The sequence below is a fragment of the uncultured Vagococcus sp. genome (assembly GCF_963518325.1).
Taxonomy (GTDB): Bacteria; Bacillota; Bacilli; order Lactobacillales; family Vagococcaceae; genus Vagococcus_D.
Genome location: NZ_CAUQJB010000001.1, coordinates 83,710 through 95,791, shown reverse-complemented (window position 1 = coordinate 95,791; position 12,082 = coordinate 83,710). Strand labels below are relative to the sequence as shown.

At 38.8% G+C, this 12,082-nt stretch carries 11 protein-coding genes; 6 read left to right on the top strand and 5 right to left on the bottom strand.

Annotated features, from left to right (window positions below):
• From RWN13_RS00425 to RWN13_RS00405, 5 genes are all read left to right on the top strand, one after another.
• On the top strand, window positions 1-852 hold the full coding sequence (locus RWN13_RS00425; protein WP_314059363.1) for an ABC transporter permease subunit: 852 nt from the start codon (window positions 1-3) through the stop codon (window positions 850-852).
• A complete protein-coding gene (locus RWN13_RS00420) occupies window positions 852-1,856 on the top strand; it encodes an ABC transporter ATP-binding protein (RefSeq protein WP_314059362.1) in 1,005 nt (334 codons plus the stop codon). The genes RWN13_RS00425 and RWN13_RS00420 overlap by 1 nt, the downstream gene beginning before the upstream one ends.
• Window positions 1,857-2,146: 290 nt before the next feature.
• Window positions 2,147-2,986 carry a helix-turn-helix transcriptional regulator gene (locus tag RWN13_RS00415; protein ID WP_314059360.1) on the top strand — a complete coding sequence of 280 codons (840 nt, stop codon included), beginning with the start codon at window positions 2,147-2,149 and terminating at the stop codon, window positions 2,984-2,986.
• A gap of 368 nt (window positions 2,987-3,354) precedes the next feature.
• Window positions 3,355-3,567 carry a heavy-metal-associated domain-containing protein gene (locus tag RWN13_RS00410; RefSeq protein WP_314059358.1) on the top strand — a complete coding sequence of 71 codons (213 nt, stop codon included), beginning with the start codon at window positions 3,355-3,357 and terminating at the stop codon, window positions 3,565-3,567.
• Window positions 3,568-3,590: 23 nt separating this feature from the next.
• Window positions 3,591-4,169 carry a YdhK family protein gene (locus tag RWN13_RS00405; protein WP_314059355.1) on the top strand — a complete coding sequence of 193 codons (579 nt, stop codon included), beginning with the start codon at window positions 3,591-3,593 and terminating at the stop codon, window positions 4,167-4,169.
• Window positions 4,170-4,247: 78 nt separating this feature from the next.
• On the opposite strand, the gene RWN13_RS00400 is transcribed toward RWN13_RS00405, so the two are convergent.
• The 3 genes from RWN13_RS00400 to RWN13_RS00390 form a co-directional block, all read right to left on the bottom strand.
• Complete coding sequence (locus tag RWN13_RS00400) at window positions 4,248-5,024, bottom strand: acyl-CoA dehydratase activase (protein ID WP_314059352.1); 777 nt, start codon at window positions 5,022-5,024, stop codon at window positions 4,248-4,250.
• 2 nt (window positions 5,025-5,026) lie between these two features.
• A complete protein-coding gene (locus RWN13_RS00395; RefSeq protein WP_314059350.1) occupies window positions 5,027-6,184 on the bottom strand; it encodes a double-cubane-cluster-containing anaerobic reductase in 1,158 nt (385 codons plus the stop codon).
• Between the two features lie 125 nt (window positions 6,185-6,309).
• On the bottom strand, window positions 6,310-7,449 hold the full coding sequence (locus tag RWN13_RS00390) for an aminotransferase class V-fold PLP-dependent enzyme (protein WP_314059348.1): 1,140 nt from the start codon (window positions 7,447-7,449) through the stop codon (window positions 6,310-6,312).
• A gap of 421 nt (window positions 7,450-7,870) precedes the next feature.
• On the opposite strand from RWN13_RS00390, the gene RWN13_RS00385 reads away from it, so the two are divergent.
• Entirely contained in the window at window positions 7,871-8,947 is a 1,077-nt protein-coding gene (locus RWN13_RS00385; protein WP_314059347.1) for an aminopeptidase P family protein, read from the top strand.
• Between the two features lie 55 nt (window positions 8,948-9,002).
• On the opposite strand, the gene RWN13_RS00380 is transcribed toward RWN13_RS00385, so the two are convergent.
• Window positions 9,003-10,298, bottom strand: coding sequence for a hypothetical protein (locus RWN13_RS00380; RefSeq protein WP_314059345.1), 1,296 nt, complete (start codon window positions 10,296-10,298; stop codon window positions 9,003-9,005).
• Window positions 10,299-10,529: 231 nt separating this feature from the next.
• On the bottom strand, window positions 10,530-11,972 hold the full coding sequence (proS, locus tag RWN13_RS00375; protein WP_314059343.1) for a proline--tRNA ligase: 1,443 nt from the start codon (window positions 11,970-11,972) through the stop codon (window positions 10,530-10,532).
• Between the last annotated feature and the right edge of the window lie 110 nt (window positions 11,973-12,082).

Here is a 12,082-nt window from a genome sequence, read left to right as displayed (position 1 = left end):
ATGAAGCAAAAAATTTATGCGTCCAAACTAGTGCTAAGTTTGTTTGGTCTCTTTTATTTGTCGCCCTTTATAATGACTGCTGTCTATGCCCTCAGTCGTGAATGGGGGAAAACAATTCTCCCAAAGGGGTGGACTTTCTATTGGTTTCAAACCTTATTTCAAGACGCTGATTTTGGGTTGGCAGTGCTTCGTTCAGCGTTTTTAGCTTTAATTGTTTTAGCGGTTGTATTGGTAGTGCTGATTCCCAGTGTTTTGGTAATCGTGTTGAACTTCCCTAAATTAGACAACTATATGCAAGGCATGTCTTTAATGCCATATGCTATACCAGGAGTTATATTAGTGACGGCCTTACTAAAAACTTACTCAAAATTAGAGGTTTCTATGTTAATTGTTTTGGGCGGTGCGTTATTTATTAGCGCTTTGCCAATTATGTATCTAGGAATACGCAACAGTTTATTAGCGATTAATACGAAAGAGCTAATGGAAGCGGGCCAAACATTAGGCGCCAGTGGATTCACGATTATCAAGCAGGTAATCTTACCGAACATTCGAATTGGTGTGGTCTTATCAAGCGTGATGATTTTTTCAGGATTGTTTGGTGAATACGTCTTAACTAATTTACTGATTGGTGGGCGTTTTGAAACCTTGAGGATTTACATGCTTCGTCGAATGAATGAAAATGGTCATTTGGCAAGTGCTGTGATGGTTTTTTATTTTATTTGTATCATGCTGATTGGATTGCTAATCAATCACTTGTCTCATCGGCAACGTCAACAGCTTAAGCCACTGAAAAAAAGAGACAAGCAAATTGAAACGAGCACGGGTCAATTATTAAAAGAGGAGGGGATTTAATGGCCTATTTGGAAGTCGAGAATATGAATGTTTCTTTTGGTCAAACAGAGGTATTAAAAGGCGTATCACTGGCAATTGAAAAGGGGGAGCTGGTCACCTTGTTAGGACCGAGTGGGTGTGGTAAATCAACCTTATTGCGAACGATAGCGGGTTTAGAAGAGCCGACTAAAGGCAAGATTTTTTTGGATGGTCAAGAAATTCAGAGCAAAGCAGCCAGAGAGCGTCAAATAGGGATGGTCTTTCAGTCCTATGCACTGTTTCCGAATATGACGGTTTACGAAAATATAGCCTTTGGATTGCGAGTAAAAAAAATTGACAAAAAAGAAATAAACGAACGAGTTCGGCAAATGTTGCAATTAGTTGAGCTAACTGATTTTCATGGTCAGGTTGTGACTAGTTTGTCAGGTGGTCAGCAACAACGAGTTGCACTAGCTCGTGCTCTAATTATTGAACCGAAACTACTATTATTAGATGAACCATTAAGTGCCCTTGATGCCCGAATTCGCAAACAATTGCAAAATGAGGTTCGACGAATTCAACAAGAATTAGGGATTACGATGATATTTGTGACTCATGATCAGGAAGAGGCCATGCGGATTAGTGATCGGATTCATATCTTATCGGCTGGTGAGCTAGCCCAAGTCTCCACGCCCCATGAGCTATACACCCAACCTGATAATCAATTTGTAGCAGAGTTTATAGGAGACTATAATCAACTGGATGTCAATGAATTAAGTGGCTCATTTATTGAAAAAAAACAGACGAGTTATTTTGTACGACCAGAAGTAATTAAATTTGTGTCAACGCCAGACAGCTTTGCTTTAGCAGCTACTTACCAAAGTAAGCAAGTCCTTGGTAACACAGTTCGCTATCATTTACATACTAAGAACCAACAGCTTATCCATGTGGATGTTTTAAATGATGGCAACTTAATTCAGTTACCTGACAATGTGATGTTATACATTCAGCCAACGGATATTATTGCTGTTGAAGCCCATGGTTGAGATATCCCTTAATAATACTCCAATGACGTCCGTTCATTGGAGTATTATTTTTTTATTAAAGAACGTTTATCCTTTTGAGATATCCTCTTTTGATGATTGAATTAATAGTGATATCAGTCGTCTTGTTCCAATAATAGATCGATATAAAAAGGGGGTCTCAGGTGAATTTAAAAGCCTGGTGCCAAAAAATGATGTTATTTACTGAAAAATTGAGACAATTCGCATTCATTTTCTTTGTATACTGTTTAAGAAGTGATAAATTAACTATGAAAATGAAAAGGAGCATGATTATGTATAACTCATTAACCTATGGAACTGTTATTAAGGAATTACGAACAAATCGTTTTTTATCTCAAGGGGAACTTGCAGAAAATATTTGTTCACAAGGTATGTTGAGTCGAATTGAGAACAACGATGTGGTACCCAATGTTTTGGTTATGCAAAAGATCTGCGAAAAGTTAAATGTCTCTGTTCATTACGTGTTGAATCGGGAAGAAGCCGCTAAAACACCGATCAATGCTTGGTTGGAAAAAATCAAACAGTACAAGCACGCCAAACAATTTGAGCAATTAATCTTAGCACTTGACGAGATTGAACAATTAGAAGAATCCACCTTTACTACAAAGTTAGAGTTACAGGAAATTGCTTATTATCATGGCTGCGCCTTGAGTTATGCTAATTATCAATCATCAAAAGCCCTTGATACGTTGCAACAAGGTTTAAACTATACATATAGCCGTCAAACGTCAACGGCAACTGATTTAGAAGTATTATTATTAAGCGAAATTGGTCGCGTTTATTATATGCAAGGTAACTTTGAAATGGGGCTATCATTTATGAAGCGGAGTATCAGTCAATTTTATCAAGAAAATGCTACCCGATCGACAGTAGATTTGAGTAAAGTTTTTTATAACATTGCTACAGCGTTCATTGATTTAAAGACTTATGAAGAAGCACTTTCTTACATTGAAAGAGGAATCCTGTGGTGTCAAGAGAAAAAAAGCTATTATCGCTTAGATGATTTATATCTTTTAAAAGGGTTAGTATTTCAAGATACGAATCGGTTTGATGAGGCTATTGAAACAGTAGAAATTGCCGAAACATTAGAAAAATTAGTCGCTGCAAGCTAATCAACAACCACTGAGGTTTTAACTCAGTGGTTGTTTTACTTATCACAAGTGTATTTCTTGATTAAAATAGTTTACAGATGTAAACTTATTGGTAGAGATACAATAAGGGGGAATTTATGGTTGAAAGAAGGGGACGGGTAGTTGAAAAAAGAGATAATTGTTAGCCTAAGAAACAGATTAGCATTTTGATTGCCTAGAAAAAAAGCATTGAATGAGATAAGGACCTATGTCCAACTAACTTATATCGAAGACTTAAATCTATTGAATAAGGTAGGCATTAAAGCAAGGGGCTTTAGACTAGTTATAAAATCCTTGCTTATTTCAGGAAGTATATAAAATTAGATAGATACTATTAAGGAGTGTATTAGATGAATAAAAAGATGATTATTAAAGGCATGAATTGTGGTAAATGTGCTAGCCGTGTAAAAGAGTACTTTCAAACTGTAACGGGTGTTGATGAGATAATGGTTGATTTAAAAGAGAAAACAGTAGAAATTTTAAGTGAAGAACCTGTAAAAGTTAGTGAGTTAGTTAAATCCTTGGAAGGAACTAAATTTTCGATTGTCAGTGAGATCAATTAGGGAAAAGTAAAGGGAGCGGTCTAATGAAAAGAAAAATAGGACTATCCGCAATGGTAATTGGCTTTGCGATGAGTTTAGCTGCTTGTTCTCTTTCAGAGAAAGAGACTGCAAGGGACATGGATCATGGCAAGATGTCAATGAGTAGCAATCAGCAGACTGAAAGTTCATCAATGGAAATGAACCATGAAAGTGTGATTCCTGTCACCATGAAAAAAGCGACTAAACCGATGTTCCCCGTCAACACTAAGGTAATTTTGAAAGCCGATCATATGGAAGGAATGAAGGGGGCCAAGGGTGAGGTGGTTGAGGCTTTTGATACGATTGCTTATGCTGTTAGTTTCCGACCTTTATCTGGTAGTGATGAAGTAATCACTAATCACAAATGGGTTGTTGATGAAGAAGTCACACCACGTGGAGCTAAAGTTGGGAACCGTGTTAATATTCAGGCAAATCATATGACTGGAATGATGGGGGCAGACGGGGCAGTTGACAGTGCGAAAAAGACGGTGGCTTATGTTGTGGATTACCAGCCAACAACAGGGGGAGCGTTAATCAGAGATCATTTATGGATGACGGAAGATGAGTTAGTAAAAGCAGAATAAAAGATGATTTAGGAATGACAAAGCCAAAAGACCGTTACCCTTAAGAAAACGGTCTTTTGGTGTTTAAATGATGACGAGCTAAACAAGGTGAGTTTCTTTAATATGGCGTTCCACTCCTAAATAAGCTGCACCAATAGCGCCTGCGAATTGAGCGTCGGGATGACTGAGAACAGGGACGCCTGTGTATTCGCTCAATAGTTCACGAATAATCAAACTTTGGGATAAGCCTCCTGAAAGAAAGAGAGCTTGTTGCGCTTTTGGTCTGATTTTAGTAAATTGACTGCTGACGCGGCTGATGATTGAATGCAAGACACCTAAGGCAATATCTTCTCTGGCAGAGCCCTGTGCGATCAAGCCGATAACTTCTGATTCGGCAAAAACGGTGCACATGCTGTTGATTTTAATGGCGTTAGCACCGTCAACAAATGTGTCCATATTTTCAATATCTTCTCCAAGAATGCCCATCATCACGTCAATAAACCGCCCCGTTCCAGCAGCACATTTGTCGTTCATATTAAAGTCCAGTACTTTTCCTGAGGGGTTCATCTTGATGGCTTTGCAATCCTGTCCACCAATATCAATCATTTGCTCGATTGTGGGACTAAGATGTCGAACACCCTCAGCGTGGCACGTAATTTCTGTAATGACGTAATCCGCTTCAATGAGTTGACGTCCGTAACCTGTGGAAGTCAGGAGCATCTGATCTGGCAAATAGTTCAAATCAGTCAGAATGTCAACCATGGCACCTTTGGGATTGCCTTTCGTCTTAATCAACTTTTTTGTGATCAACACACCGTTCTCGATGAGGACTCCTTTAGTAGTAGTTGAGCCACTATCAATTCCGATTATTTTCATTTTCAGGCACCAATCATTTCAATAAAGGCAGTAACGCGGGTATTGATCTGCTCAATATCTGAAGTAGAATAGTCAGTTTCTAGATAAATATAAGGGATTTCTTTCTTATCTTGACAAAATTCACGAATTTTATTTGACTCAACTGCAAAAGGAATACAGGCTTGTAAAACCATATCGAGGACACCGTCAACCTGATAGTCGTCAATCATCTGGTTTAATAACTCCACACGATTATTGTTATTGGAAATACAGGCGCAACCGATATTAATGTATTTTTCGGTTAAGGCATCATAGACATCGATCTCTTCATCTACTAGACGTTCCACAGATTTAGCAACGGTACAATTTTCAAAGGCCACAGCCACGGCGCCGTTTTCTTCAACTGCCCGAATGACTTTTTCAGTGACGCCTCCAATTGGGCAACCAGTAATCAATATTCTAGGCTTTTGTTCTAATCGCTTGCCAGCTTGATAATCGGCTGTCACTTGAGCCGTCATTTCATTCAAGGATTGAATGAGTTTTTCTTTATCTAAAGTAAAGTTAGCACCATACATGACTTTGAAAATATCTGTGCCAGATAAAGCTGGCGGGTTTAATTTGCCTAAGCCATAAAAATTTTTTCGTGCCTGCCGTTCGCGATTTTTTAAGTGAATCGCATCTTGAATCTGATCGTCGGTAATGGTTACATCCAAAAAATCTTCTAATTTTTCTTTATATCGAATAATTTCGTCTTTCCATAAAGCTAAACTAGCAGTAGTATCTTTTTTGTTTGGAAGTTGCATGACGTAAGTAGGTTTAAAATCTTCCATGTATTCATACATTTTTTTCTTGCCGTCGCAAGTTGTTTCTCCAACTACTAAATCAGAGAAGTAGAAGTAAGGGCATTTGTCTGTTTTGCCAAAACCATAGCTAGATTTTATTAGGGGACAAAGATTTCGCGGTAAATCTTCCTCTGCGGCACTAATTGTTTCGTCAGATGTGGAGCAAAGACTGATTTGTAAGGCACCAGCTGCCATGGCCAATTCTTCTGGTAAAAATGTACAGTAACCTCCAATGACTGGCGTTCCTTGTTCCTTAAGCTCTTTAACGGCTAAAAAACCCTGTTGGCGAGCCTCAGAAAATGTATCAAAGATTAGCGGTAAGTCTGTTACGATGTTCATTTTGATTCCTTCTCTCTGTGATAGTTTATGATGGTATAGCTGTTAATTCTATTTCGAACACGCATTAAGTACGTCAGGTAACCGCATTCAATTTATGTTATTCTGGCTTTCGCCATTAACGTTGATTACTTGGATAAAATAACGTTAATGGCGTGAATGGCCTCATCGACCTCCTTATTTGTATTGTAATGTGAAAAGCTAAATCTGACAGCTCCTTGGTTGATGGTTCCTAGTGTTTGATGCATTAAGGGGGCACAATGACCACCAGAACGGGTGGCGATATCGAATTCACTATAGAGCTGATCACTAACATCAGAAGAATCTAAATCACGAATGTTTAATGAGACAATGGGGCAGCGGTTAAAGGTGCTGAAATCTCCATATATCTTAATTCCGGGTAATTGTTTAATCCCCTTATAAAAGCGAATCATTAACTCTTGCTCAAGTTGATAGATGGTTTGCCTACCTGTTTTCTCAATATAGCTTAAGGCGGCATTGAGACCTGCGATGCCATGACTATTAAGAGTCCCCGCTTCAAGTAGAGTTGGCATGCTTTGAGGTTGGTCTTTGTTGTAAGTCTCGACGCCAGTCCCACCATATCTCAAAGGTTGAATAGAGAGGCCTTCCTTCAGATAAATACCACCTGTTCCTTGTGGACCTAACAAACTTTTATGTCCGGTGAAACACAAAGCATCAATCTGCAGGTCCGTAACATCAATCGGTATAACGCCAGCTGTTTGTGAGGCGTCGATAATTACCAGCAATTTTTTTTCTTGAGCTATGTGACTGATTTTAGTCAAATTAACTAAATTGCCGGTTAAATTAGAAGCATGTGTGATGACTATCGCTTTGGTATCAGGTCGAATGGCCTTGTAAAGAAGCTCATAATCGATGACTCCCAGTGAATTAGTGGCAATAAATGAAAGGGTAACCCCTTGTTTTTCTAAGTGATACAGAGGGCGCAGCACTGAGTTATGTTCCATGACAGTTGTAATCACGTGATCACCAGGCTTTAATAAGCCTTGGATGGCCATATTTAAACTGTCGGTGGCATTCAGTGTGAACGCAATTTGTTTAGGGTCGGGTACGCAAAAGAGTTCAGCCAATTGTTTTCGCGTTTGATAAATGATCCGCGAAGAGTCTAAGGCGCTTTCGTGAACACCTCTACCAGAATTCCCCATGGTGGTCACTGCTTTGACCATTGCCTCGGTTACTTCTCTCGGTTTTTTGAGTGTGGTTGCTGCATTATCGAAATAAATCATCATTTAACCTCGTTTTCAGTGATAGAGCAATGCCATGTTACCTATTTCACTTTTAGCATACATCATTTTAGACGGAGTTGAAAGTGTCGGAAAATCAGTTGAAAGTGACGAATCTTCTGGATGCTCCATTTCATTGTAACAGGTTAGCTAAAACAATGTAAATGGGAAAAGTTAGGTTAGGCTAATTTCTGATATAACCATTAGAATTTTTTATTAACGGACTTAAAAACGTTTTCTTGTGATAATATTAATTTGTTTAAGAATAATCACAAACGTCGTGATTAAGTTAGTCCCTCGCCTTTTGCCATCAGTTGATATAGTATATAATGAAAGTAGGGCAATGGCAGTTAGGCTTCTTATAAAATCGTGCCGTGGCAATAAGAGAGAACTCTCTTTAAATAATACCAACAAGGAGGAATTTTAAATGATTCAAGATCGTTTAGACAATGTGTTAACTGAAATGAAAAAGCGAGACGTGCCTCAATTGTTAATTTCTGATCCAACTACAATTTTCTATTTAACTGGACGGTGGATCCACCCTGGTGAGAGGATTTTAGTATTAGTTTTGAAAGCATCCGGAGATCATACCTTAGTTTTGAATAAATTATTCCCCATTACGGAAAACCTTGGTGTGAATCTGGTTTATGTGGATGACGTTGATGACGGTGTTAAAGTGCTACTGAATTACATTGACCAAGAGCAAGTAATGGGGATTGATAAAAATTGGCCTGCACATTTCTTATTGCGTTTGATGACGTTAACAAACTCAACTAACTTTATGGTTGGTTCTGAGATTACGGACTTAGTTAGAGCGCGGAAAAGTCCAGAAGAAATTCAATTAATGCGTGACGTATCAAAGGATAACGACGTAGCAATTGATCGATTAAAACAATTGATTCCTGAGAAGTTAACAGAGTTAGAGATGACCACTCGATTAGCCGAGATTTATGCTGATTTAGGTAACTCTGGTTTTGCATTTGATCCAATAGTGGCTTATGGGCCAAATGGAGCAGATCCTCACCATATGAATGATGAGTCGCGTGTTAAAGAAGGAGACAGTATTATTCTGGATATCGGTGGCGTGAAAAATGGTTATAATTCAGATATGACTCGTACCTTTTTTTATAAAACAGTTTCTGATAAGAGCCGCGACGTTTATGAAACAGTATTGGAAGCTAATAAGAGAGCAATCGCCATGGTTAAACCAGGGGTTAAATTCAGTGATATTGACGCTGCGGCCCGTGATTATATTACAGAAAAAGGTTATGGGGAATATTTTACCCATCGGACAGGTCATTTTATTGGGATTGAATGTCATGAAGCTGGCGATGTTTCGGCAGCTAATCATAATCTGGTAGAACCAGGCATGATTTTTTCAATAGAACCTGGAATCTATATTTTGGGAGAAGTTGGTGTAAGAATTGAAGATTTAATTGTAGCGACAGAAGATGGTTATGAAAATTTGAATAGTTATCCTAAAGAGCTAACAATTATCGGTTAGAGGATTATGAAGTGGAAATTGAAATATGGCTGGGACTAATGTCCTAGCCATATTTTTATTCAGAAAAAGCAATGACAGGCCTTTTATTGTCAAAAACAATAACATTTTGCAAATGTTTAGTGAAAAAGTTAAGAGAGTATCGATTGATGTCACGATAGAGTTCAAATGGGTCAGCCCCTGGTTGATTGAGTAAGAAAGAAGCGGCTCCTAGGTCGGTGAAACTTAAATGGTTGGAGTTAGGTATAGTTATTGCGAGACTGTCTTCGCCATTTAGCCAATTAGTTACGTTTATTGGCTTGGAAGGACCGGTACTTGTAGAGGAGGCGTTCAGCAAGAGATAAGGTTTACTGAAATCAACTCCCTGTTGATTATCTAAAATTGGGCCATCAAGATTAATACCGGCCTTAAGACGTGAATCGTGGATTAAAGCTTGAGTGGCTGCTGTGCCACCCTCAGAATAGCCCATGACTCCGATTCGATGACGGTCTGCGATTGATGTGATTGAGGCAAGTTTATTGCTACTTAAACTGTCCAGAACAAATTTAATTTCAGCTTCCCAACGAGAGACTCGTTTATCTAGACATGACGAAGGAGTTAATTTACCTTGGCTAGCAACTGGAAACAGATGGTTTTTTCCACTCGTTTGAGACTTCCTTGTGTGATCGATCTCTATGATAATGAAGCCATGACTGGCCATTTCAACTAATTGAAAGGTGTTTTGCTGGCCACCCCCTGAAAAAATTAACAAAGGAAATTGACTAGTTCCCTCATAGTAAGGGGCATCGGTATAGGCATTTGTATGAATTAACTTATAATGGGAGAAAAGAAAATTAGGGAACACTCGAGTACCAAACGCACTCGGAAAATCATTGGAATTTGGAAGATAGCTAGCCATCTGACTCGTTTTTGCTGTTGCTGGATAGTAGATTTGTAACTTAAGTTGTCTCTGAGGTAGATGATCAAAAGAAAGGTCCTGAGTTTCTAGGTGAGTGAAGCTAATCGAGCGTTTGCCGACGATAAAAGATCCTGTGGGAGAGTCGAACTGAACAACTGGAAATAGAGTGACCGGCACAATCATGACAATAGTTATAAAAATTAAACTTATTTTCTTTAGGAGAGTTAAGTTGGCAGAAATAGCCGTTGGGCGAATGATTAACCAAAAAGTTAGCAATAAACTCAGATATGTGGGAATCATTTGCCAGTGATAGTTTTCAAGGACAAGGTGCAATAACAATAGACTACTGGTAATGAGGGTAAAACTTATGCGGATTCTTTTATTGGCAATTGAATGGGGTAATAACCCTAGCATTAAAATTTGCCAAAAAATTAGAACAATGTCTGTCACTCTCATAATCGCTACTCCATTCCCAATTCGATTAGCACCTTATAATGATTGAGTATCACCAGGTTCTTTACAATTGTCTGTTTTTAGCGTAAAACCTCATTTAAACGGTCAAAAATTAGTGTAGCACGATAGTATCAGATTTTTAGCTAAAATAACAGAATCTTGCCTAGGGTAAAAAGGGGGAGATAGAGAAGAAAAAAATCCCCCATCTTAGTTGAAAAGATGGGGGAAAGATTGTTAATAAGCTTTTGCCCAGTGAACAATAAACTTGGCAGGTTCGCCAGTCCAAACACATTTGACATCTGTTAAATCGGCGTTAGCATCTTCAAAAGCGATAACGCGGGCTGTTGCGCCTGTTTCTTCTTTAATCTGTTCTTCAACAGCATCTTCGCCATTCCAAGGAGCTATGACAAAACCACCATTTTTAACCAATTCAATAAACTCAGCTTTATCATTTGTCCGATGTGTCTTTTCTTCTTGGCGTTTGCGAGCGGTAGCCAGCATATTATCGTGGATATCATCCATTAACTTGGCAAGATTATCCTCTAATTGCTCGTCAAGAGCCATCGTTTGTTTTTCAAGCGTATCACGGCGGACAACGATTACTTGATTTTTTTCAAGATCCTTAGGCCCAAACTCGATACGAACAGGGATGCCTTTCATCTCAGCATCATTGAATTTCCAACCAGCTTGCTTATCAGAATCGTCTACGCGGACAGTAAAACGTTCAAGTAAGTTAGTTTCAAGCTCGTAGGCTTTATCCAACACACCCTCTTTATGTTGGGCAATCGGAATAATCATGATTTGGACATGGGCAATTCGAGGTGGCAATACAAGACCGCGATCATCTCCGTGAACCATGATGATGCCACCAATTGAGCGAGTTGTAATCGCCCAGGAGGTCTGATGAACAAATTGTTCTTTGCCTTCTTTGTCCGCGTAAGTGATGTCGAAAGCACGACCAAAGTTATCGCCTAAGTGGTGAGAAGTCGTAATTTGCAACGCTTTGCCATCATACATCAAGGTTTCATTCGTATAGGTGATGTCGGCACCTGCAAATTTCTCACTTTCAGTTTTGGCGCCCCCAACCACTGGAATTGCCAGCATATTTTCACAAACGTCCTTATATAACTCTAAAATTTGTAAAGCTTCATCGTTGGCATCATCAAAATCAACATGACAAGTGTGACCTTCTTGCCAGAAAAATTCAGTAGTTCTTAAGAATGGGCGAGTTGTTTTTTCCCAGCGAACCACACTGACCCATTGATTATACAGCTTTGGTAAATCTCTATGGGAGCGGACAATTTTTTTAAAATGTTCAGCAAAGTGGACTTCTGATGTCGGGCGAATGGCTAGACGCTCGGCTAATTCACTGTCACCACCATGAGTTACCCAAGCAACTTCTGGGGCAAAACCTTCCACATGTTCAGCTTCTTTTAATAACATATGTTCAGGAATAAGCATCGGCATCATGACATTCTCATGTTTCATCGCTTTTAAGCGCTTATCCACAACGGCCTGAATATTTTCCCATAAGCCAAATCCAGCAGGACGTAAGATCATACATCCCTTAACACTAGAGTAATCACATAGTTCACTCTTTAAGACAATATCCGTATACCACTTAGCAAAATCCACGTCTCGTTTCGTAATTTCTTTTACAAATTCTTTTTCTGACATGCAAAAATCCACCTTTCATTATATAAAAATAAAAAAGCATTACTTTAATACAAGGACCAATAATTGGCGGTACCACCTTGTTTTAAAGTAATGCTAACTTTACGACTCTA

Excerpts from the sequence above, each read along its gene's own strand:
- RWN13_RS00410 (WP_314059358.1), top strand. The coding sequence starts at position 3,355 with ATGAATAAAAAGATGATTATTAAAGGCATGAATTGTGGTAAATGTGCT.
- RWN13_RS00425 (WP_314059363.1), top strand. The coding sequence starts at position 1 with ATGAAGCAAAAAATTTATGCGTCCAAACTAGTGCTAAGTTTGTTTGGT.
- RWN13_RS00380 (WP_314059345.1), bottom strand. The coding sequence starts at position 10,298 with ATGAGAGTGACAGACATTGTTCTAATTTTTTGGCAAATTTTAATGCTA.
- RWN13_RS00405 (WP_314059355.1), top strand. The coding sequence starts at position 3,591 with ATGAAAAGAAAAATAGGACTATCCGCAATGGTAATTGGCTTTGCGATG.
- proS (WP_314059343.1), bottom strand. The coding sequence starts at position 11,972 with ATGTCAGAAAAAGAATTTGTAAAAGAAATTACGAAACGAGACGTGGAT.
- RWN13_RS00400 (WP_314059352.1), bottom strand. The coding sequence starts at position 5,024 with ATGAAAATAATCGGAATTGATAGTGGCTCAACTACTACTAAAGGAGTC.
- RWN13_RS00420 (WP_314059362.1), top strand. The coding sequence starts at position 852 with ATGGCCTATTTGGAAGTCGAGAATATGAATGTTTCTTTTGGTCAAACA.
- RWN13_RS00390 (WP_314059348.1), bottom strand. The coding sequence starts at position 7,449 with ATGATGATTTATTTCGATAATGCAGCAACCACACTCAAAAAACCGAGA.
- RWN13_RS00385 (WP_314059347.1), top strand. The coding sequence starts at position 7,871 with ATGATTCAAGATCGTTTAGACAATGTGTTAACTGAAATGAAAAAGCGA.
- RWN13_RS00415 (WP_314059360.1), top strand. The coding sequence starts at position 2,147 with ATGTATAACTCATTAACCTATGGAACTGTTATTAAGGAATTACGAACA.
- RWN13_RS00395 (WP_314059350.1), bottom strand. The coding sequence starts at position 6,184 with ATGAACATCGTAACAGACTTACCGCTAATCTTTGATACATTTTCTGAG.